Source organism: Virgibacillus sp. M23 (genome assembly GCF_034190895.1).
Lineage (GTDB): Bacteria > Bacillota > Bacilli > Bacillales > Amphibacillaceae > Virgibacillus > Virgibacillus salarius.
The window spans coordinates 1-22,444 of sequence record NZ_JAWDHA010000016.1 but is presented as its reverse complement, the minus strand read 5'-3'; the positions used below and the strand labels follow the sequence as shown (position 1 = coordinate 22,444).

Annotated in this window: 19 protein-coding genes; 18 read left to right on the top strand and 1 reads right to left on the bottom strand. The window is 36.4% G+C overall.

Annotated features, from left to right (window positions below):
* Positions 1-15 precede the first annotated feature (15 nt).
* The 3 genes from pfkA (at position 16) to RVS70_RS08575 (ending at position 3,394) form a co-directional block, all read left to right on the top strand.
* Positions 16-975 carry a 6-phosphofructokinase gene (gene pfkA / locus RVS70_RS08585; RefSeq protein ID WP_026681423.1) on the top strand — a complete coding sequence of 320 codons (960 nt, stop codon included), beginning with the start codon at positions 16-18 and terminating at the stop codon, positions 973-975.
* A gap of 167 nt (positions 976-1,142) precedes the next feature.
* On the top strand, positions 1,143-2,903 hold the full coding sequence (pyk, locus tag RVS70_RS08580) for a pyruvate kinase (protein WP_026681422.1): 1,761 nt from the start codon (positions 1,143-1,145) through the stop codon (positions 2,901-2,903).
* Between the two features lie 101 nt (positions 2,904-3,004).
* Positions 3,005-3,394, top strand: coding sequence for an FxsA family protein (locus RVS70_RS08575; RefSeq protein ID WP_026681421.1), 390 nt, complete (start codon positions 3,005-3,007; stop codon positions 3,392-3,394).
* A gap of 2 nt (positions 3,395-3,396) precedes the next feature.
* Here RVS70_RS08575 and ytvI read toward each other — a convergent pair whose 3' ends face one another.
* On the bottom strand, positions 3,397-4,503 hold the full coding sequence (gene ytvI, locus RVS70_RS08570; protein WP_321132875.1) for a sporulation integral membrane protein YtvI: 1,107 nt from the start codon (positions 4,501-4,503) through the stop codon (positions 3,397-3,399).
* Positions 4,504-5,005: 502 nt separating this feature from the next.
* Here ytvI and citZ point away from each other — a divergent pair.
* The 15 genes from citZ to dnaI all read left to right on the top strand — a co-directional run bounded on the left by citZ (position 5,006) and on the right by dnaI (position 22,256).
* A complete protein-coding gene (citZ, locus tag RVS70_RS08565; RefSeq protein ID WP_321132873.1) occupies positions 5,006-6,124 on the top strand; it encodes a citrate synthase in 1,119 nt (372 codons plus the stop codon).
* Positions 6,125-6,270: 146 nt separating this feature from the next.
* A complete protein-coding gene (gene icd, locus RVS70_RS08560; RefSeq protein WP_321132870.1) occupies positions 6,271-7,542 on the top strand; it encodes an NADP-dependent isocitrate dehydrogenase in 1,272 nt (423 codons plus the stop codon).
* A gap of 21 nt (positions 7,543-7,563) precedes the next feature.
* On the top strand, positions 7,564-8,502 hold the full coding sequence (gene mdh / locus RVS70_RS08555) for a malate dehydrogenase (RefSeq protein WP_321132868.1): 939 nt from the start codon (positions 7,564-7,566) through the stop codon (positions 8,500-8,502).
* Positions 8,503-8,943: 441 nt separating this feature from the next.
* Positions 8,944-9,420, top strand: a complete 477-nt coding sequence (locus RVS70_RS08550) for a MaoC/PaaZ C-terminal domain-containing protein (RefSeq protein ID WP_121605475.1) — start codon at positions 8,944-8,946, stop codon at positions 9,418-9,420.
* Between the two features lie 165 nt (positions 9,421-9,585).
* Entirely contained in the window at positions 9,586-10,278 is a 693-nt protein-coding gene (locus tag RVS70_RS08545; RefSeq protein ID WP_166530173.1) for a response regulator transcription factor, read from the top strand.
* Entirely contained in the window at positions 10,278-11,657 is a 1,380-nt protein-coding gene (pnpS, locus tag RVS70_RS08540) for a two-component system histidine kinase PnpS (RefSeq protein WP_121605474.1), read from the top strand. The genes RVS70_RS08545 and pnpS overlap by 1 nt, the downstream gene beginning before the upstream one ends.
* Before the next feature lie 715 nt (positions 11,658-12,372).
* Entirely contained in the window at positions 12,373-15,012 is a 2,640-nt protein-coding gene (polA, locus tag RVS70_RS08535) for a DNA polymerase I (RefSeq protein ID WP_166530179.1), read from the top strand.
* A gap of 12 nt (positions 15,013-15,024) precedes the next feature.
* On the top strand, positions 15,025-15,858 hold the full coding sequence (mutM, locus tag RVS70_RS08530; protein ID WP_166530172.1) for a DNA-formamidopyrimidine glycosylase: 834 nt from the start codon (positions 15,025-15,027) through the stop codon (positions 15,856-15,858).
* Between the two features lie 4 nt (positions 15,859-15,862).
* Positions 15,863-16,462 (top strand): dephospho-CoA kinase, encoded by a 600-nt coding sequence (coaE, locus tag RVS70_RS08525; protein ID WP_166530171.1) that lies wholly within the window; start codon positions 15,863-15,865, stop codon positions 16,460-16,462.
* Positions 16,463-17,055: 593 nt separating this feature from the next.
* Positions 17,056-18,087 carry a glyceraldehyde-3-phosphate dehydrogenase gene (locus RVS70_RS08520; RefSeq protein WP_026681410.1) on the top strand — a complete coding sequence of 344 codons (1,032 nt, stop codon included), beginning with the start codon at positions 17,056-17,058 and terminating at the stop codon, positions 18,085-18,087.
* Positions 18,088-18,290: 203 nt separating this feature from the next.
* Positions 18,291-18,671 (top strand): adenosylmethionine decarboxylase, encoded by a 381-nt coding sequence (gene speD, locus RVS70_RS08515; RefSeq protein ID WP_026681409.1) that lies wholly within the window; start codon positions 18,291-18,293, stop codon positions 18,669-18,671.
* A 376-nt stretch (positions 18,672-19,047) separates the two neighbouring features.
* Positions 19,048-19,446, top strand: a complete 399-nt coding sequence (locus RVS70_RS08510; RefSeq protein ID WP_026681408.1) for a hypothetical protein — start codon at positions 19,048-19,050, stop codon at positions 19,444-19,446.
* 24 nt (positions 19,447-19,470) lie between these two features.
* A complete protein-coding gene (nrdR, locus tag RVS70_RS08505; RefSeq protein WP_026681407.1) occupies positions 19,471-19,932 on the top strand; it encodes a transcriptional regulator NrdR in 462 nt (153 codons plus the stop codon).
* 32 nt (positions 19,933-19,964) lie between these two features.
* Positions 19,965-21,308, top strand: a complete 1,344-nt coding sequence (locus RVS70_RS08500; RefSeq protein WP_321132860.1) for a replication initiation and membrane attachment family protein — start codon at positions 19,965-19,967, stop codon at positions 21,306-21,308.
* Positions 21,309-21,329: 21 nt separating this feature from the next.
* Positions 21,330-22,256 (top strand): primosomal protein DnaI, encoded by a 927-nt coding sequence (gene dnaI / locus RVS70_RS08495; protein ID WP_321132858.1) that lies wholly within the window; start codon positions 21,330-21,332, stop codon positions 22,254-22,256.
* Positions 22,257-22,444 lie beyond the last annotated feature (188 nt).

The following is a 22,444-nucleotide window of genomic DNA, read 5'->3' as shown; positions in this document are numbered from 1 at the left end:
AGGTGAATTGTATTTATGAAAAAAATTGGTGTATTGACTAGTGGTGGAGATGCTCCAGGAATGAATGCAGCCATTCGAGCAGTAGTACGAAAAGCCATTTATCATAATATAGAGGTTTACGGTATTAAATATGGCTATCAAGGATTAATGGAAGGTAATATTGAACGAATGGAAATTGGTTCAGTAGGTGATATTATTCATCGTGGTGGTACAATTCTTTATTCTGCAAGAAGTCAAGAATTTAAAACAGAGGAAGGGCAACAAAAAGGTATTAAGCAGTTGGAGAAATTTGGAATTGAAGGATTAATCATTATAGGCGGTGACGGTAGTTTTCGTGGTGCTCAAAAACTAACCGAAAAAGGCTATCCTTGTATAGGTGTGCCAGGAACCATTGATAATGACATTGCTGGAACTGATTTTACCATTGGTTTCGATACAGCACTTAATACTGTCATCGAGGCTATTGATAAGATACGTGATACAGCTACTTCGCATGAACGAACATATATTATAGAAGTGATGGGAAGAGATGCAGGAGATCTTGCACTCTGGGCTGGCTTAGCAGATGGTGCCGAGAGTATTCTTATCCCTGAAAAACAAGAAGATTTTAATATGGTTATAGAAAAGCTAAGGCGTGGGCATAAGCGTGGTAAGAAGCATAGTATAATTGTGCTCGCTGAAGGTGTTGGAAGTGGTTTTGAGTATGGTAAACGTATTGAAAAAGCAACAGATCTTGATACGCGTGTTACCGTATTGGGACATATTCAGCGTGGCGGATCACCAACTGCTTCAGATCGAGTCTTAGCTAGCAGACTAGGAGCAAAAGCGGTAGATCTGTTGCTGCAAGGAAAAGCTGGAAGAATGGTAGGAATTAAAAATAATTCTTTAGTAGATCATGACATCATTACGACATTGAACGAAGAACATACCATTAATGATGAGATGTACAAGCTGTCACAAGAATTATCTATATAGTTTAGTTGTTTTTTCGGATGGTAACGAATTGTAATTTATTTTCACTCAACATATTTTTATTGACGTATAGACGATAAAAGAACTGCCGTTAGCACCGTTTCTCTAAGGGAATGAATTCTTTTAAATAAGTGTTACTTTATTGGTATTAGCTAAGGAGGAAGCAAGAAATGAGAAATACAAAGATTGTATGTACGATTGGACCCGCTTCGGAATCAATCGACAAATTAGAAAAACTGATTGAAGCAGGTATGAATGTTGCTAGGTTAAACTTTTCGCATGGTGATTTTGAAGAGCATGGTGCTCGTATACGTAATATTCGTAAGGCTGCCGAAAAAACAGGGAAAACAGTAGGTATACTATTAGATACAAAAGGGCCAGAAATTCGTACAGGGAACTTTAAAGATGGAAAGGCAGAGCTTGTTCAAGGTAATGATGTATATGTTTCCATGAAAGAAGTTGAAGGTACTGCTGAGCGTTTTTCTATCACGTATCCGGGATTAATAAATGATGTACACGAAGGTTCTAAGATACTATTAGATGACGGTCTTATTGAACTAGAGGTTACCGATGTTGATAAAGCGAACCAAGAATTAAAGACGACAGCCTTAAATTCTGGACTAATAAAAAATAAAAAAGGGGTAAACGTGCCAAATGTATCCGTAAACCTTCCAGGTATTACTGAAAAGGATGCTAAGGATATTGAGTTCGGTATTGAACAAAATGTCGATTTCATTGCCGCATCATTTGTCAGACGTCCATCTGATATATTAGAAATTAAAGAGCTTTTAGAAAAACATCATGCTACACATATACAAATTATCCCTAAAATTGAAAATCAAGAAGGTGTTGATAATATCGACAGTATTCTTGAAGTGAGCGATGGACTAATGGTTGCACGTGGAGATTTGGGAGTAGAAATTCCTGCTGAAGATGTGCCGTTAGTACAGAAAAAATTAATTAAACAATGTAATACAGCAGGTAAACCAGTGATTACAGCAACGCAAATGTTAGATTCTATGCAACGAAATCCACGTCCCACAAGAGCAGAGGCATCTGATGTTGCAAATGCTATATTCGATGGTACGGACGCAATTATGCTATCAGGAGAAACCGCTGCTGGTGATTATCCAGTTGAATCGGTACAAACAATGAGCAATATTGCAATAAAAGCAGAAACTGGTTTAGATCATCATTCTATTTTACGAGATCGATCCAAACACGTTGATATGACAATCACAGATGCTATTAGTCAGTCGGTTACGCATACGGCAATGAATTTGTCTGTTAGTTCCATTATTACACCAACAGAGAGTGGGCATACCGCACGCATGATTTCCAAATATCGTCCACAGGTACCAATATTGGCAGTAACCTTCTCAGAAAGAGTAAATCGTCAACTAGCATTGGTCTGGGGAATTCATGCAGTAATGGGTGATCGAGCAAATTCAACGGACGAAATGCTCGATGTCGCAGTTGAGCGTGGATTGCAATCAGGGATTGTTGAACACGGGAATAGAGTAATCATTACAGCTGGAGTTCCCGTTGGTGAGAGTGGTACAACAAATCTGATGAAGGTACACGTGATAGGTGACGTTATCGCAAAGGGACAAGGAATTGGGAGAAAAAGTGCATATGGCAAAGCAGTCGTTGTGAAATCTGCTGAAGAAGCAGTGAGGCAAGTACAAGAAGGAGATATTTTAGTAACATATGGTACAGACAGAGAAATGATGCCAGCAATTGAAAAAGCCAGTGGCATCATAACAGAAGAAGGTGGCTTAACTTCTCATGCGGCGGTTGTTGGTTTAAGCCTTGGTATTCCGGTTGTTGTAGGTGTTAAAAACGTATTTGATGTTATCAAAAATGCAGAAGATATTACAATTGATGGCGCAAAAGGTGATATTTATCAAGGACATACAAGAGTCCTTTAACGAAGAAACAGTGAAAAAGGACGATAATCCTTTTTCACTGTTTACTTTTTTCTTTAATTCGTATCATATTATGACAATACTTTGTAGAGGGAGCTAAATCTATGCGTTGGTTTTTGTTGATAGCGTTTTTATTATCCGCGTTAGAGATAGGTGTATTTATATGGGTTGGTGGTATGATAGGCGCATGGTGGGTTGTTCTATTAATATTACTAACTGGTGCAGTAGGGTTTTTATTAGCGAAGCAACAGGGTATTGAAACATGGAAGCGCGCACAACTTTCTATGCAGAAAGGAGAAGCGCCTACTGGCTACATTATTGATGGCATCTGTATTTTAATTGGTGCTGTTTTATTAGTAACGCCAGGTTTTATATCAGATTTTATTGGGTTTATGTTAGTAATCCCAACAACACGGAGACCGTTTAGGAAAAAGATAGAGCAATTTATAAAACGATTGATTACAAATCGAAAGATAATCTACCGTAGATGGTAATATTAGCCTTTAATAAACTGCAAAATTTCTTGAAATGTACCTGCTTGATGTAATGCATTTATGATGATCAAGAAGACAGGCGCTAGTATAAATCCAACTACGCCCCAAAGCTGTATACCTACAAACAATGTAATTAATGCTGCTAAAGGGTGAAGTCCCATACTTGAAGCAAGGATTTTTGGCTCAATAAACTGACGAATAATAATAATTAAACCATATAGAATAGCTAAACTAATAGTCATAGAATAATTACCAATTAGGAATACGTAGACCATCCAAGGAATAAAGATAATTCCCGAGCCAATATATGGGAGGATGTCCATCATTGCCGAGTAGAGTGCAATTGTAAAAGCATGTTCGATGTTTAATAGTAATAAACCAACATAAACGAGTAAAGCAGTTATCAATACAAGAATACATTGAGCTTTGATATATCCAGATATTGTTCTTTTTAAATGTCTCGCGATATTAGCCATTGGTTGCTTGGCGAAGCTTGGACTCAAATTCTTTAAAAGATGCTTTAGGCTGTCATAATCATTTGTAATTAAAAAAACCGCAAGAAGAATAAAGAGAATGACAGTGATAGAACTAGGTAAGCTAGTAATGAAAGCTGGTATCTTGAAGAGTAGATCTTGTACAAAAGTGGTTCCGCTTGCAGTAAGATTAGTAACAAACTGTTTTATATTTTCACTGATCGCTAATTGTTGAGAAGTGTCTAACATGCGAACATAAGAAATAATTTTCTGATATAATGGTATGATGGTGTTATTAATAAAATCTGTTACGAAGAGACTAATTGTTTGGAAATGCTGTGGTATCTCATCTGCTAAAAATTGTGTGCCTTGTAATAGCTCGGAAAAAATGAATAGTAGAATACCCCCTAGAGTGGCAATGATTATAATCATGATAAAGGTAACTGCTAGCATTCTAGGGAATTTCAGCTTTCTTTCAAGGATTGATACTACTGGATTTATTAGAGCTGATAGAAGTATTGCAATCACTAAAGGGTATAAATATGCAAAGCTTTTCGTAACAACGATGCACAAAACAATGAAGACGATAGCAACAATAAAAAAACGTAATGTTTGAAATAAAATTGGCTTGTACATAATGTAACCTCATTTTTATAGAATTCTAATAGCTTCTTTTAATTACATATGAAATTTTAATGAGGAATAGACGTATAAATTAGTAAAATCGATGTTCATTGTACAAACGAGCGTTGGTTTTCTTTTTTTCTACATATAACTGACCTTGACTTTAAGCAATCAAGCGATATGTAAGTGGGAATCGACTGCCAGTAAATGTCCGAGTGGTTCAAAGGCCTTTAGGTCATACCTCTTGTGGTAAAACCTTGGGGGGTAAACAAAACCCTAAGGATTGAAGCTTCACTTTATATGAATTTAAATTTGGGGAATATTTATTGAAGTAAATCCATTTTTTGCAAGAAATACGTGGTTCTTGTAAAATTTATTGGTAAAATTAATCGGTTTCAATTCACATTAGATTCATAATACTTTATAATTATCCATGGGGATAATTATAATTTTGTAAGAATATTGTCGAAAAAAAGATAATATCCTGAATAATTAATAAAGGAGAGGGTTTGTTATGACAGCAACAACGAAAGGCCTTGAAGGAGTTGTAGCAACTCAATCGTCAATTAGTTCTATCATAGATGACCAGCTGACATATGTTGGATATAAGATTGATGATTTAGCCGAGAATTCGAGCTTTGAAGAGATCATTTACCTGTTATGGAATCAAAAACTTCCAACAAAAACTGAATTAGATGCTATGAAAAAAGAGCTTGCTGCAAATATGGAATTGCCTGATGCAGTACTTAATCATCTACGATCCTATGATCTTTCTTCTGTTCACCCAATGGCAGCGCTGCGAACTGCTATTTCTTTATTAGGGCTTTATGATGAAGAGGCAGATGTCATGGAGAGGGAAGTCAATAAGAAGAAAGCAATCCGTATACAAGCGAAAATCTCTACAATTGTTACTGCTTTTGCAAGAATTCGTCAGGGTAAAGACCCTATTAAGCCAAAAAAAGAATATAGTTACTCCGAGAACTTCTTGTATATGCTTAACGGTGTAGAACCAAAAGATGTCGAAGTAGAAGCAATTAATAAAGCATTCGTGCTTCATGCAGATCATGAATTGAATGCTTCCACATTCACTGCTCGTGTATGTGTGGCAACGTTATCTGATATCTACTCAGGCGTTACTGCTGCAATAGGTGCTTTAAAAGGCCCACTTCATGGGGGAGCCAATGAAGGTGTTATGAAAATGCTAACCGAAATTGGCGAAGAGGAAAATGCTATACCATATATTAAGAAAAAACTAGAAAGCAAAGAGAAAATCATGGGTATGGGACACCGCGTTTATCGTAATGGTGATCCACGTGCCAAGTTTTTAAAAGAAATGTCAAGACAGCTCACAGAATTAACTGGTCAACCGAAATGGTATAATATGTCCGTTAAAATTGAAGATTACATTAAAGAGCATAAAGGGCTTCCTGCAAACGTAGATTTCTATTCGGCTTCTGTATACCACAGCTTGGGAATAGACCACGACTTATTTACACCGATATTTGCCATAAGCCGTGTTTCGGGATGGTTAGCTCATATTCTTGAACAATACGATAATAACCGATTAATTCGCCCTCGTGCTGATTACATTGGTCCAAAATCGCCCGAATATGTAGCTATAGACAAACGCTAATATCGTGTTATTAGCGTAATCTTTATGCCGTTATGAGGGGAAAGAAACAACATCACTACTAGTTTGGTAGCAAGCAAAGATTTTCACATAAGTAATTCTTTGCTAAACTATAGATGCAGAATGAATTATAGGAGGTAACGATTGCTATGACACAAGGGGAAAAAATTATTGTAGAAAATGGACAAATGAATGTTCCAGATACACCGATTGTACCGTTTATTGAAGGGGATGGTACTGGTCCGGATATTTGGGCTGCTGCTAGTAAAGTAATTGAAGCTGCGGTTGAGAAAGCTTACAATGGAACGAAAAAAATTGAATGGTTAGAAGTTTATGCTGGTCAAAAAGCCTATGACAAAACAGGTGAGTGGTTACCAAAGGATACACTTGATAAAATTAATGAATATAAGATTGCGATTAAAGGTCCGCTTACAACACCGATTGGTGGAGGAATTCGTTCTCTTAATGTAGCGCTTCGTCAAGAATTAGATCTATTTACTTGCTTACGCCCAGTTCGTTATTTTGAAGGTGTTCCGTCACCAGTTAAACGTCCAGAAGATGTGGACATGGTAATTTTCCGTGAAAATACGGAGGACATCTACGCTGGAATTGAATGGCAAAAAGGCTCGGATGAAGTTAAGAAAGTGATTAAGTTTCTAAAAAATGAAATGAACGTTTCTAATATCCGATTCCCGGAAACTTCTGGTATTGGAGTAAAACCAGTTTCTGAAGAAGGTACAAAACGACTTGTACGCTCAAGTATTCAATACGCATTAAATGAAGGGCGTAAAAGTGTTACTTTAGTACATAAAGGTAACATCATGAAGTTTACAGAAGGTGCATTTAAAGCTTGGGGCTATGAAGTAGCAGAAGAAGAGTTTGGTGATAAAGTATTTACATGGGCAGAGTATGATCGTATTGTTGAAAAAGAAGGAAAAGATGCAGCTAACAAAGCGCAAGATGATGCATTAGCAGCTGGTAAAATTTTAGTTAAAGATGCAATCGCTGATATTTTCCTACAACAAATTCTTACTCGTCCAAATGAGTTTGATGTTGTAGCGACAATGAACTTAAATGGGGACTACATTTCAGATGCACTTGCTGCACAAGTAGGTGGAATTGGTATAGCACCAGGCGCTAATATTAATTACGATACAGGTCATGCTATTTTTGAAGCTACTCATGGTACAGCTCCTAAATATGCAGGGTTAGATAAAGTAAATCCGTCATCTGTTATTTTATCAGCTGTTCTTATGTTAGAGCATTTAGGATGGAGAGAAGCAGCTGATCTTATTACAAATGCAATGGATAAAACAATTGCTTCTAAAGTGGTAACCTATGATTTTGCTCGCTTGATGGATGGTGCAACAGAGGTTAAATGTTCAGAATTTGGTAACGAACTTATTAAAAACATGGACTAATACACAAAGGGGATTTTTTAAATGGCTATAAAGAGAAGTAAGATATCTGTAATTGGCTCAGGCTTTACAGGGGCAACTACTGCTTTAATGCTAGCTCAAAAAGAACTAGGAGATATAGTCCTTGTTGATATTCCAAACATGGAAGACCCAACAAAAGGAAAAGCCCTTGATATGCTAGAAGCTAGTCCTGTACAGGGCTTTGATGCTTCCATTAGTGGAACATCAAATTATGAAGATACAAAAGACTCTGACCTGGTAATCATTACAGCTGGAATTGCTCGAAAACCAGGTATGAGCCGTGATGATTTAGTTAATACAAATGCTAAAATCATGAAATCCGTTGCAAAAGAAGTTGTTAACTATTCGCCTGAAACGTATATTGTAGTGTTAACAAATCCTGTTGATGCCATGACTTATACAATTTTTAAAGAATCTGGTCTTCCAAAAGAACGTGTTATTGGTCAGTCTGGTGTACTTGATACAGCAAGGTTCCGTACATTTGTTGCCCAAGAACTTAATTTATCGGTTAAAGATGTTACTGGATTTGTGTTAGGTGGACACGGTGATGACATGGTGCCATTAATTCGTTATTCCTATGCAGGTGGAATTCCATTAGAAAAGCTAATTTCGAAGGATCGCTTAGATGCAATTGTGGAACGTACACGTAAAGGCGGGGGAGAAATTGTCGGTCTATTAGGGAATGGAAGTGCCTATTATGCTCCTGCTGCATCATTAACAGTTATGGCCGAGGCTATTCTGAAGGATCAGCGTCGCGTTCTTCCAGCAATTGCATATTTAGAAGGTGAATACGGCTATTCTGATATTTACCTAGGTGTTCCTACTGTGCTAGGCGGAAAAGGAATTGAAGAGATCATTGAGTTAGAATTAACAGATGAAGAGAAAGCAGCTTTAGATAAATCAGCTGACTCTGTTAAAAATGTTTTAAACATATTAGATTAATTATTGTATATATAAAAAGAGCACAATCTTAGGATACGAAGTTATACTGAATGCTCCCTCTAAGTAGACAGATTAAAAAATACAATCTGACACTTGGAGGGTGTTTTATTATTCCCCTTTTTCGACATAGTGATGATTACTGCCAAAGCATGGATACAATGGTCCGTTAATCAAAGCCGAGCCGACCTACGAATTGCGGAAAACAGCATGAATTTGCAGGTTTACGCAACTACAATAATTTTGCTTAGTCACGTAGCTAGACCCCGCTGCCCCATACTTCCGTTTGCGATGCGATGATAGAATAAGGATTATTTCGGCTTTAGATATTACTCTGTTTAGCTATGTTTCTTTATGGCTCTTCGCTCGTTTTATCTGTAAAAAGTGGTAATATAGCTGAGTTTTTGTTATAATAGAAAGCGCTTACATTACGGGGGTGTAGTTATGCTAGGTAAGAAACGACCATTAGGAAAAGAATTAAATGAAATTCAAGTGGGAGATACTTACTCGGAAACGAAAAAAATGGATGATAGGGATTTATTATTATATTTAGGTTTAACAGGTGATGCAAACCCTTTGTATCTTCAACATGATTATGCATCATTAACTGCTTATGAAAAGCCGATTGTACCATCTGTTATGTTATTTGGCATGGTCTCATCATTAGTATCTATGTCTCTTCCGGGACCTGGTAGCCACATTACACAACATGAAATGACTTTTCCTGCTCCAGTTTACCATAGTACAACAGTAGCTTTTACGTTAGAAGTAATTGCAATCGATTACCAGAACAAGCAAGTTGCTATGAGTGTGACTGGAACGAATCATGAAAATGAGATTGTCGTTCGCGGTAAGCTGTATGTAAGTCCAGCTTGTAAACCTAATTCATTGACTGCAAAATCATTAGAAAACTTTTTTTAATAATTTCTAATGTTAGGAAATACTATTCTAAAGAGGGGTAGTATTTCTTTTTGATTTTGTAAAAAATAATTTACAAACTCCTAACTTGTTCACATTAACTACTATTCATTGTAAGATGAAAGGTGTACCAAATATTCTACTTGCGAACAGAAACGGGGACTGTACATGAACGAGAAAATCTTAATTGTCGATGATGAAAAGTCGATTGTTACATTACTAAACTTTAATATTGAAAAAGCAGGCTTTATTACCGATGTTGCCTATGATGGAGCAGAGGCTGTAAAGAAAGCTGAAGGAAATGATTATGATTTAATTGTTCTAGACCTTATGCTTCCTGAAATGGATGGAATGGAAGTTTGTAGGTATTTGCGTAACAATAAAATAGATACACCAATCTTAATGTTAACTGCAAAGGATGAAGAGTTTGATAAGGTGCTCGGACTTGAGCTTGGCGCTGATGATTACTTAACAAAGCCTTTTAGTCCGAAGGAAGTAATAGCACGAATAAAAGCGATATTAAGAAGATCGAATAAAGTAGAGAAATCAAATTTTTCTTATATACAAATTGGAGATTTGACAGTCTATCCTGAGAGATACGAGGCAGAAATGAATGATAAAGTAATTACATTTACGCGAAAGGAGTTTGAACTCCTTTACTATCTGGCGAAAAATAAAGGGAAAGTCATCTCTAGAGATCAACTGCTTAGCGGTGTTTGGGATTATGATTTTGTTGGTGATACGCGAATTGTGGATGTTCATGTTTCTCATCTTCGCGATAAAATAGAACCAGATTCTAAAAAACCTGTTTATATTAAAACGGTAAGGGGTCTGGGGTATAAAATGGAGGACCCTAGTTAATGCAATTTTTATTTAGGAAGCCAATTTTTGGTTATGTTATCGGAATCTTTATGGTTGTTGCGATAACAGGAATTTTATTAAGCGTATTACTAGGAAACTATGTTACGCTAACTGCAGTGTTATTCATTCAATTTATAATATTATTACTGTTTTTACTTCATTTTCATGAAAGATTTATAAAACCAATTAAAAAAGCAACGAAGACTGTGGATGAGATTGTTAAAGGTAATTACCGTGCTAGATTTCATCACCCAAGTGGAGACAGTATTGGTATGTTAAGTAATAAGATCAATTCGTTAGCGCGGAACTTAAGCGAATTATCTATTCAAGAACAAATGCAGTCTGAACAGCTGTCTACGATTATAGAAAATACACAAAGTGGGCTCGTTTTAATTGATTCAAAAGGCTACATCCATTTCGTTAACGGTAAATTTATTTCGTTATTCGGATTAACCGCAAAGGATTATCAAGGTTATTTATATTATGATGTGTTGGACAATGAAATTATCCATGAAACAGTCCAAAAAACCTTCTTATACGAACGAAATGTAAAAGAGGAATTCACGCATTTTAAAGGAATTGATAAGTTTTATATTGAAATCGTTGGTGCTCCTATTTTTAATGATCGAAATATGCTAAAAGGAGCTGTGTTAGTTTTATACGATATTACAGAAATGAAGAAGCTTGAATTAATGCGTAAGGATTTTGTAGCAAATGTATCCCATGAGTTAAAAACGCCGATTACTTCTATTAAAGGATTCGCTGAAACGCTTTTGGATAACTCCATGCCACATTCAGAAGATAACAAGGAATTTCTAGAAATTATTTATAAAGAAAGTCATCGCCTCCAGCTGTTAATAGAGGATTTACTAATACTTTCGAGGCTGGAGAAAGAAAATTTTCAATTGGTTTTAACGACATTTAATGTGAAGGAGCTCGTTCGAGAAGTTAAGCTAATTGTAGAACATAAGATGAAAAAAAAGGACCTATCATTTTCTGTTGATGTAGAAGAGGGGTTAGAATTAACTGCAGATATGGAAAAAATAAAACAAATTATGATTAACTTATTAGATAATGCTATTAATTATACCCCCGAAAAAGGTAGAGTTAACTTGGAAGTAAAGCGAAGTGATGACACCGTTAGTATTCAAGTGAAAGATTCTGGAATTGGGATTGAAAAAGATGCACTTCCTCGTATCTTCGAGCGTTTTTACCGGGTAGATAAAGCACGGAGTAGAAATACAGGTGGTACAGGGCTTGGCCTCGCCATCGTTAAACATATTGTTGAGGTTCATGACGGAGACATACAAATAGAAAGCGAACCTGGGCAAGGGACAGCTGTAACTGTGTATTTACCAAAGGTGAGAATAGATGACTAACAGCATACGACAAAAGTAATGAATAAACAATAAAAAGCGAACGATAATTAGTTAAAACTAATTATCGTTCGCTTTTTGGTGGTCTAGGAAAGTATAAAATGTGCCGATGTGGATAAATAGGGGCGTGTTGAGCCGCGCCCAGCTCCAGCACCCAGAAACAAGGCGACTTCACGAATCGCCCTAATCTAATTCGGCTCGCAAGCACACCGTGATTCTTTTATCTCCGTTGACTCGCATCATTCGCTACGTTTCTAATCGGGTGCTTGCGCTTTTGTTCTTAGAATAATTAATGAAGCACCTGAAAATGCAATGCTCCTTCAAAAGAAGAACGTTTTTCTGCGCCGATGTATCGCTGCCGAAGCCTTCCTTATCTAGCAGGAACAGCACGAGTTCGAAGCTCCACTTGGTAACGTGTTTTTCTTTACCAAGTTAGCTAAGGCCGTTCCCGCGGAAAGCGAGTATATTTTCATGATGCGTCGGTGATGCTCCTATTGATAACATGATTATTCGTATTTGAGTAATGAAGTTTTGTTTTGTCCCATCTTCTTCTTTTTTAGAGCTGTTTAGAAAGAAGTCACATCATAGTAAGAAAGAACAAAATGATAAGGAAGGCAGTAATCTTTTCTGTTATATGCTTACATAGAGAATGTCGTTTCACTTTATGAAGCTAGGATGATAAAATATGGTTAATGAAGAAATTAACGGAGGCGAGAAGATGGGCAATAAACTGGTTTTAATTGACGGGAACAGTATTATCTATCGAGCATTCTTTGCGTTGCCATTATTAAATAATGATAAAGGTGTTTACACGAACGCTGTATATGGGTTTACCACAATGCTGTTAAGAATACTAGAAGAAGAAAAGCCAACACATATGTTAGTAGCATTTGATGCAGGTAAAACAACCTTTAGACATGCTACATATAAAGAATATAAAGGGGGACGCCAAAAAACACCACCGGAGTTATCGGAACAATTTCCATTACTTAAGGAAGTATTGGACGCATTTGAAATTGCCCATTACCAACTGGAGAATTATGAAGCGGATGACATCATCGGAACGTTATCGAAGCTTGTAACACCAGATGAATGGAATGTAACGGTCATTTCTGGTGACAAGGATTTGTTACAGCTTGTTTCCGACAAGGTTACTGTTAGTTTGACGAAAAAGGGAATTAGTGATGTTGAACGATATACACCTCAATTTTTAAAAGAGAAAATGGAAATCACCCAAGATCAGATTATCGATTTAAAGGCATTAATGGGTGATAAATCGGATAATATACCCGGTGTTCCTGGTGTTGGAGAAAAGACTGCAGTAAAACTTTTAAAACAATTTCATACCTTAGAACAAGTCTACGAAAATATTGATGATATTGGTGGTAAGAAATTAAAAGAAAAGCTCATTACGCATAAAGATGACGCATTTATGAGTAAAGAGCTAGTAACAATAAATCAAGATTCGCCTATAACTATTTCTACAGATGATATTCCTTACAAAGGCTATCAGCAAAACAATGTAACTAATATTTTTAAGCAACTAGGCTTTCAATCCCTACTAAATCGAATTGACGGAGGAGAAGTAGAAGTAGGAAGTAATCATGTTCCAAAGAAAGAAATAGATTACACTATTCTATCAAACGTTACTAATGATACGTTTACAGGTGAAGAGGCATTGATTATAGAGATGCTAGGAGAAAACTACCATCAGTCAGCAATTGAAGGGTTTGGTATAGTCAATAAGGACAATGCCTACTTTATATCCACTGAAAATGCCTTGAATTCTGAAGCATTTAAAAATTGGTTGGAGGATGCGAGTAAACATAAGGTCGTATTTGATGCGAAAAAAACACTGGTTTCTTTGCTGAGGTATGACATTCATACAAAAGGCATAATCTTTGATATGCTACTAGCATCGTATTTACTGAATCCATCTGAGAATAATCACGATATTCCCGCGATAGCGAACCGACTGGGACAGGCTGATTGTCTATTTGATGAAGAAGTGTATGGTAAGGGTGCTAAACAAAAGGTACCGGAATTGGATATTTTAGCGGAGCATGTAGCTCGAAAAGCCAACATATTGTTTAGCTTAAGAGATACGATGCAACAACAACTAAAAGATAACGAACAATATGAGCTGTTTAAAGAGCTTGAGATGCCATTAGCATTAATTTTAGGAGAAATGGAGCATACCGGAGTTTTAGTGGACGCGGATCGTTTGGAAGAAATGCGTACTGATTTAAAAGAGCGATTAGCGGATCTTGAGCGAGAAGTGCATGAATTGGCAGGCGAGTCATTTAATTTAAATTCTCCCAAACAGCTAGGCCCTATCCTATTTGAAAAGCTAAAGCTTCCTGTTATAAAAAAAACGAAGACAGGTTATTCTACTGCTGCTGATGTTTTAGAGCAGCTGCAAGGTGAGCACGAAATAATTCCAAAGCTGTTGTTATATCGTCAGCTTGGAAAGTTACAATCTACGTATATTGAAGGTTTATTAAAAGTAGTAAATAAACAGTCTAATAAAATCCATACCCGATTTAACCAGGCGTTAACGCAAACTGGCAGGTTAAGCTCCATTGATCCAAATCTGCAAAACATACCTATTCGTTTAGAGGAAGGTAGAAAAATACGTCATGCATTTATACCTGCAAATGAGGATTGGGTTATGTTTGCAGCTGATTACTCACAGATAGAATTACGGGTATTAGCACATATTGCTAAAGATGAAAAATTGATTGCTGCTTTTAAAAATGACTCAGATATCCACACACAAACAGCGATGGATGTATTCCATGTTGATAAAGACGAAGTAACTGCTAATATGCGCCGTCAAGCAAAAGCTGTAAACTTTGGTATTGTTTATGGAATTAGTGATTATGGACTCTCTCAAAACCTTGGAATTACAAGGAAGGAAGCTAAGCAATTCATTGAGCGATACTTCGAGAGCTATCCGGGTGTTAAAACATATATGGATGAAATCGTACAAGAAGCGAAGCACAAAGGCTTCGTAAGTACATTGATGAATCGGAGAAGGTATTTACCAGAAATCACAAGTAGGAATTTTAATTTGCGGAGCTTTGCCGAAAGGACTGCCATGAATACGCCGATTCAAGGAAGTGCTGCTGATATTATAAAAAAAGCGATGATCGACCTGCATGGAAAGCTAAAAGATGAAAAACTACAGGCACGTATGCTGCTTCAAGTTCATGATGAACTCATTTTAGAAGCACCAAAATCAGAAATAGAAAAACTAAAAGAAATAGTCCCAGCTATGATGGAAAACACTGTAGAATTAATGGTTCCATTAAAGGTTGATTATGCCTTTGGTGATAGCTGGTTTGATGCAAAATAAGGAGATAATAAGATGCCTGAATTACCAGAAGTTGAAACGATTAGAAAAACGTTAAAACAGTTCGTTTTAAATAAAACAATCGATCATGTTGATGTTCATTGGGGAAAAATAATAAAACGGCCTGATGACTTGGAACAATTTAAAATGGAACTTGTTGGACAGACAATACATGATATTTTGCGGAAAGGAAAGTTTCTATTATTCCAATTAGATGATTACGTATTAGTTTCACATTTACGGATGGAAGGTAAATATCGTGTTACGAAGTCGTCTGAACCACTAAAGAAACATACCCATATTATTTTTTCTTTTACGAATGGGGAAGAGCTTCGGTATAATGATGTTCGTAAGTTTGGAACAATGCACCTTTTCAAAAAAGGGGAAGAAATGAAAAGTAAACCATTAAACTTATTAGGGCCAGATCCTTTTGATCCTGCATTTACAACGGATTACTTTATAAATAAATTAAAAAAAACAGAACGAGTTATTAAATCGGCCTTACTTGATCAGGGAATTGTCGCTGGATTGGGAAATATTTATGTTGATGAAACATTATTTCGTGCAGGAGTTCACCCATTGCGGCAAGCTAATAAGCTAACGCATAAAGAAATTACAGAAGTTCGCAAACAGGCAATTGTAACCATTCAGGAAGCAGTAAAACAGGGTGGGACAACGATACGTTCTTATGTAAATGGTCAAGGAGAAATGGGGATGTTTCAACAAGAGTTATTCGTTTATGGACAAGAGGATAAGGCATGTAAAAAATGTGGTAAACAAATTATTAAAATGAAGATAGGTGGACGAGGCACTCATATCTGTACAACCTGCCAACTATTAAAGAGGTGAGGACATGGCACTAATTATTGGGTTAACCGGAAGTATTGCTAGTGGTAAAAGTACCGTATCCCTTATGTTTGACGATCATAACATACCAGTTGTCGACGCCGACAAAATCTCAAGAGAAGTGGTTAATCCGGGAGAGATAGCTTACGATCAAATCATTGAAGCCTTTGGCAAACAGGTATTACGAGAGGATAAAACGCTCAATCGTGAAAAATTAGGCGAAATTATTTTTGCAGATGAAGCGAAGCGAAAGCAATTAAACGATATCGTTCATCCGGCCGTAAGAGAAAAAATGCTAATGCGAAAAGAAGGTTATGTAAAAGCGGGAGCAGCGTGTGTCGTTCTAGATATTCCACTACTATTTGAAAGCAAACTAGCCTATCTAGTTGATAAAACAATTGTTGTCTATGTTGATGAGCATGTGCAAATCGAAAGACTGATGAAGCGAAATGGTTATTCTGAGAAAGAAGCCAAGCAGCGGATCGCTTCACAAATACCTGTTAAAGAAAAAGCTGCTATGGCAGATGCTGTTATTGATAACAATGGAACAAAACATGCTTCTTATGAACAACTGGAGGAAATCTTACGTACTTGGGGAATTCGTTAACTTGTAAAGAAACCCTACATTTCTAAAAAATTATAACCGATTTGTGTAGTATGAGAGGAGTGCTTGAGTAATGTAGCGGTAAATACTTCTCATTCAGTATAGATCTTACCGTGCCCTTTTCCCTCAAGGAGTCGTCTAGATATTTTCCATTACTAAATGGAGCTAATCATCATTTCATAACTAAAGTCGAACGGATTGATACCGACCCCGTGAAGTTAGAGTGAAAAATCTAACTTCCGAGGGTCGGTATTATGTTGTTTGGCTTATAAATGGATCTCGTATTTACTGGCAGTAAGATCCCCACTTTAAGCAATAAAGTGAACCCAATATGGATCGATTGCCAGTAAATGTCCGATTGGTTCCACTAACAATCAGTTGAGGTATTGCTTACCCCAACTGATTTAAATTTCACAATATTACATACGTTTGTTCTTGCTCTTTTTTAATCTCAAACACATTAATACCTTTGGTTAATTGTTTGAAAACTAAAATATCTGGATAAATCTAAAATAAAACACACATATACCTCCTAATGTGTTATACTAATTAATAAATAAAGAGAAAAAGTATAACTTATAGTGGGAGGACTTTGTATGAATAAAACTCGTGTTGCTATAAATGGATTTGGACGAATCGGACGAATGGTATTTCGTCAAGCGATTTTGGATGAACAACTTGAAGTTGTTGCTATAAATGCAAGTTATCCTGCAGAGACACTGGCGCATCTTATTAAATACGATAGTGTTCACGGTATTTTTGATAAAGAAGTGAAAGCGGTTAATGAAGGAATTATGATTAGTGATAAGAAAATTAAACTTGTAAATTCTCGTGTTCCTGAAAATTTACCGTGGGATGAGTTAAATATCGATATTGTTATTGAAGCAACAGGAAAATTTAAAACGAAAGAAAGTGCAGGAGGGCACATTCGTGCTGGAGCGAAAAAAGTAGTGATTACTGCACCTGGTAAGGAAGTTGATCAAACTATTGTTATGGGAGTAAACGAAGGAGTATATAATCCAGAAAAGGATGATGTAATATCAAATGCATCATGTACAACAAACTGTTTAGCACCGATTGTCAAAATAATTGACGACCATTTTTCAATTGAAAATGGATTAATGACCACAGTGCATGCATTTACAAATGATCAAAAGAATATAGATAACCCGCACAAGGATCTTAGACGAGCTCGGGGTTGCACACAATCTATTATTCCTACGTCTACTGGTGCTGCGAAGGCACTAGGAGAAGTAATCCCACACTTAAACGGAAGATTACATGGAATGGCATTACGTGTACCAACACCTAATGTATCCCTAGTTGATTTGGTTGTCGATGTAAAGAATTCCATTTCGGTTGAAGAGGTTAATCATATTTTTAAACAAGCTCAAGAAACAGATTTTAAAGGTATAGTTAGCTATAGTGAAGAACCATTGGTTTCAATTGATTATACTACAACTGATTTTTCAGCAGTTGTTGATGGTTTATCTACGATGGTAATGGATAATCATAAAGTAAAGGTTCTTGCTTGGTATGATAATGAGTGGGGTTACTCCAAACGAGTGATCGATTTAACAAAGTATGTTGGAAGTTACCTTTATCAAAAACAAGCGCAAATTAGCTAACTGGAATGTTCATTAGCGCATATACATGTACTGTCTAAGCAATGTGAAAAATATTGCAAATGTCTGTGAAACAGGTTATACTTTTCGTTGTATTCTTGATTAATTTGTTTTTCTGCTTAAAGGGTTAGGACCTCATCGGACTAACTTTCCCCCGTGGCAGAAAGTAGGGCTTCAAGAAACAATACCATGAGGGGGATAAATACATGGATACAATGGGAAGGCACGTTATTGCGGAACTTTGGCAGTGCAATGTTAATAAATTAAATGATATGCGTTTAATCGAACGAATTTTTGTGGATGCTGCTTTAAAAGCAGGAGCTGAGATTCGTGAGGTTGCTTTTCACAAATTTGCCCCACATGGCGTGAGCGGTGTAGTCATTATTTCAGAATCGCATTTAACGATTCATAGCTTTCCTGAACATGGGTATGCGAGTATAGATGTATACACATGCGGGGAGGTTATCGATCCGAATATAGCGGCTCAGTATATTGCAAATGCACTTGAGGCAAAGCGTTTTGAAAAAGTTGAAATACCACGAGGGCTAGGTTCTGTTAATATAAAGGAAAGTCGTAAAAAGGCTTAATGAATAGTTCAATAAGTACAAAAAGGTCGATGGTCTGTGGAACTTGCAGCAGAATATCGACCTTTTTTACTGTCTAAGAAATTATAAAATTAGTCGTGTGGATAAATAGGCGCGTGTTGAGCTACGTCCAGCTTCAGAAACGAGGCGACTCCACGAATCACCCTAATCTAAGTTATCATCGGCTCGCAAGCTCACCGTAATACCTTTATCTCCGTTGCCTCGCTCCAGTCACTACGTTTCTAATCGAGCGCTTGGGCTTTTGTTCTCTGAAACTATGAAGTTAACAGCGAATTATTTCTGTTAGAGGTTTTAAGCAAAACATGTTAATATAGTAATACTATACATATGAAAAATATACGCAATTGGGGTGTTGAGAATGTCGTTACGAAATACGATGGCCAAATTTTTTAGCAACCATGCTGAAACTAGAGATAACCATTGGGATACCTCACTCCAAACACATTATTATAAAACAACCAGAGATAAAGGAATGGGTACGCTAGAAGATATGTTCAGACGTTCTGATACGTATCAACTACATTCAATATCGAAAGAACATGGTGAAATCAGTGTAAATATAAAAAAGGGAAAAAAGGCATTTATCATTGCAACTATTATAATGGTACGTCCCTATCAAACTGCAATAGATTTTTCCGTAACTACGGAATCGATTTTACCATTTGATTTTGGCTATAGTACAAAGGTAATACAGCGACTTTATAACGAAATAAGTAAAGAGTTACCAATCATTACAAAACAAGACATGCATAGGTAGACATGAGGAGTGGGGTTGAACGGTATGAGGTGTTCAAATTGCCATAACAAAAGCACAAAGGTACTAGATTCGAGACCAATTGAAGAAGGACAATCCATCCGTAGACGTAGGGAATGTGAGCAGTGTGGCTTTCGATTTACAACATTTGAACGAATTGAAGATGTTCCCTTAATTGTTGTAAAGAAGGATGGAGTGCGCCAAGAATTCAATCGTGAGAAATTAATACGAGGCTTAATCAGAGCTTGTGAAAAACGACCGGTTCCACTAGAAAAAATAGAGGAAATTGCAGTTGAGGTAGAAAAAGAACTGCGTAATGAAGGAGTATCAGAAATTGATAGTAAAGAGGTAGGCGAAAGGGTTATGGATCGACTTTCAAAAGTGGATGAAGTAGCTTATGTTCGTTTTGCTTCTGTGTACCGTCAATTTAAAGATATTAGCGTTTTTCTTGATGAATTAAAAGACTTAATTAATACAGAGAATAAATAAACATTATATGCTTAAATGAAAGGATTAGAGCAATGGTGAACAGGATAGGAAAGATTTTACCTGTTGAAGGATATTATGTTGTACTTAAAGAAACACTACCGGTAGATTATGCTAAATCCCTAACGCATTTGTACCAACCGTTAATTGGAATTCAAGCGGTCACATTATATCAAACACTTCTTCATGAAATCGAATTACAGCTTAATAAATCAGAACCCCAAACACACCATACATTGATGAATTATTTAAATTTACCATTAGATGAGATCTATAGCGCCAGATTAAAACTAGAAGCAATTGGAATGTTAAAAACATTTAAAAGATCGGAAGGGTCGAATAATGTTTTTACGTATGAATTACAACAGCTATTTTCACCAGCGCATTTTTTTAAAGATCCAATGCTTTCACAGCTGCTGTATCATCATATAGGTAATGATAAATTTCAATTTTTAAAGCAGCATTTCACTCCATCACCAAACGAGTCCTTTGGTGTAAACATTACAGCTACGTTCCAGGATGTCTTTGAAACGGTAACACCATCGTACCAGCAAGAAAATATGGATGTGGAAGAAGCTGAATTGGATATGCTGGATGTAGATTTCTCGTGGATGGAGCATGCTTTAAAACAGCGTATGATACCTATAAGAAAAGTACTTACTACTCAAAATCGAAAACTCATTTCGCAAATGATGTTTCTGTATAATTTAGAGTCCCATGATATTGAAAAATCGGTATTATGGGCTTTAACGGAGGAAAATTGTTTAAACACAGAAGAGTTTAAAGCGGCGTGTCACGATGTATTTAAGCAAAAGTATAGAGGGAATAATATAAGACTTTCAGCTAAAACAAGTCAAATGAAAAACGCTACTTCAAAATCCAAACAGCCACTCACTAAAGAGGAGCAATTAATTGAGCAATTAGAAACCATTTCTCCTAGACAATTGCTAGAAGATTTATCTAGCGGGAACCATGCTTCAGAGCAAGATTTGCGATTGATTCGTGATATTATGACGTCACAAGGTCTGCCATCACCAGTTATGAATGTGTTAATTCATTACGTTTTGCTGCAATCCAATATGAAATTATCTAAAGCATATGTAGAAAAAATTGCCAGTCATTGGTCAAGAGCGAATTTACAAACTGCAAAAGAGGCTATGGCATTTGCAAAGAAAGAAAAAGATAGCTACCAAAAAGTTAAAAAAACCAATAGTAGTTATGGTGTAAGAAACAAAAAAGAGGTTATTCCAGACTGGTTTAAAGAGCAAAAGAAAAAACAACTACAGGCGACTGCTACCAAAGAAGAGGAAATCGACGAAGCGAAGGAACAGCGTGAATTAGAGGAATTGCTAAGGCGATATTCTAGTAACAATAAATAAGCATGATTAAGGATGATTGAAATGAAGCCAGTACAATCTTCACTAAAAAAGTGGATGAGGGGAAATAATAACTTTCAAGAAAACTATACAAAAATTAAGCATGAAATTTTAAGTGACCCTGAAATATCGGTATTTCTATCTCAGCATCCTCAATTACCACAGTCTGAAATTGATAAAAACTTAATGAAACTATATGAATACAAGTCACAATCAAAACAGTGTGATAATTGTACTTGCTTCGCTGAATGTAAAAATATGCTTCAGGGATATTCTCCAAATCTATATGTAGAGGGAAAAGAGATACATTTATCTTATGAAAAATGCCATCTTCGTATAGATCATGAGAGACAACAAGAGCAACAAAAGTTAGTGCAAAGCTTATACATGCCTAAGCAAATCTTAGAAGCAGCTATTGATGATATCGATACAGATCCAAAACGTAGTAAGGCAGTCCGAGACTTGTTGCAATTTGTTGAAGAAGCAAAATCTGGAATACCTGAAAAAGGTATTTACTTTTATGGCCCGTTTGGAGTAGGAAAAACATATTTTTTAGGAGCATTGGCTAATAAATTAAAAGAACTTCATATTTCCTCTACACTCATTTATATGCCAGAGTTTGTACGCGAGATAAAATCCTCGATGAAAGACGATACCGTTAATAAAAAATTGGATTACTTCAAAAAAGCAGATGTTTTAATGCTTGATGATATTGGCGCGGAAATGCAATCTTCCTGGTTTCGAGATGAGATTCTCGGTTCGTTGCTACAATATCGAATGATGGAAGGACTCCCAGTTTTTTTCACTTCCAATTATAGTATGGGGCAGCTGGAAGATCACCTTGCTCAAACGAAAAGTGGTGTAGAGCAAGTCAAAGCTGGTCGTATTATTGAAAGAATGAAACAAGTTAGTAAAGAAGTCCATATAAATTCCAAAAATAGAAGACAATAATCTAGTAAAGAGCTTGAAAAAATTCAAGCTCTTTTTTATAAGTTAAGAAAGTATAAAATCGGTGCAATGACTGCGTTAAGCCAAGTAGTTATTTTGAAATGTTAGATGTATATTGGCAATGCTCCGACTAATTACTTCGCTTTCCGTGGGCACGGCCTCAACTAACTTTGCAAAGAAGAACACGTTGC

Coding starts and splice junctions, on each gene's coding strand:
- RVS70_RS08550 (WP_121605475.1), top strand. CDS start 8,944: ATGCTAGGTAAGAAACGACCATTAGGAAAAGAATTAAATGAAATTCAA.
- pfkA (WP_026681423.1), top strand. CDS start 16: ATGAAAAAAATTGGTGTATTGACTAGTGGTGGAGATGCTCCAGGAATG.
- ytvI (WP_321132875.1), bottom strand. CDS start 4,503: ATGTACAAGCCAATTTTATTTCAAACATTACGTTTTTTTATTGTTGCT.
- pnpS (WP_121605474.1), top strand. CDS start 10,278: ATGCAATTTTTATTTAGGAAGCCAATTTTTGGTTATGTTATCGGAATC.
- mdh (WP_321132868.1), top strand. CDS start 7,564: ATGGCTATAAAGAGAAGTAAGATATCTGTAATTGGCTCAGGCTTTACA.
- speD (WP_026681409.1), top strand. CDS start 18,291: ATGGATACAATGGGAAGGCACGTTATTGCGGAACTTTGGCAGTGCAAT.
- polA (WP_166530179.1), top strand. CDS start 12,373: ATGGGCAATAAACTGGTTTTAATTGACGGGAACAGTATTATCTATCGA.
- pyk (WP_026681422.1), top strand. CDS start 1,143: ATGAGAAATACAAAGATTGTATGTACGATTGGACCCGCTTCGGAATCA.
- RVS70_RS08510 (WP_026681408.1), top strand. CDS start 19,048: ATGTCGTTACGAAATACGATGGCCAAATTTTTTAGCAACCATGCTGAA.
- mutM (WP_166530172.1), top strand. CDS start 15,025: ATGCCTGAATTACCAGAAGTTGAAACGATTAGAAAAACGTTAAAACAG.
- RVS70_RS08575 (WP_026681421.1), top strand. CDS start 3,005: ATGCGTTGGTTTTTGTTGATAGCGTTTTTATTATCCGCGTTAGAGATA.
- RVS70_RS08545 (WP_166530173.1), top strand. CDS start 9,586: ATGAACGAGAAAATCTTAATTGTCGATGATGAAAAGTCGATTGTTACA.
- dnaI (WP_321132858.1), top strand. CDS start 21,330: ATGAAGCCAGTACAATCTTCACTAAAAAAGTGGATGAGGGGAAATAAT.
- RVS70_RS08520 (WP_026681410.1), top strand. CDS start 17,056: ATGAATAAAACTCGTGTTGCTATAAATGGATTTGGACGAATCGGACGA.
- nrdR (WP_026681407.1), top strand. CDS start 19,471: ATGAGGTGTTCAAATTGCCATAACAAAAGCACAAAGGTACTAGATTCG.
- icd (WP_321132870.1), top strand. CDS start 6,271: ATGACACAAGGGGAAAAAATTATTGTAGAAAATGGACAAATGAATGTT.
- coaE (WP_166530171.1), top strand. CDS start 15,863: ATGGCACTAATTATTGGGTTAACCGGAAGTATTGCTAGTGGTAAAAGT.
- citZ (WP_321132873.1), top strand. CDS start 5,006: ATGACAGCAACAACGAAAGGCCTTGAAGGAGTTGTAGCAACTCAATCG.
- RVS70_RS08500 (WP_321132860.1), top strand. CDS start 19,965: ATGGTGAACAGGATAGGAAAGATTTTACCTGTTGAAGGATATTATGTT.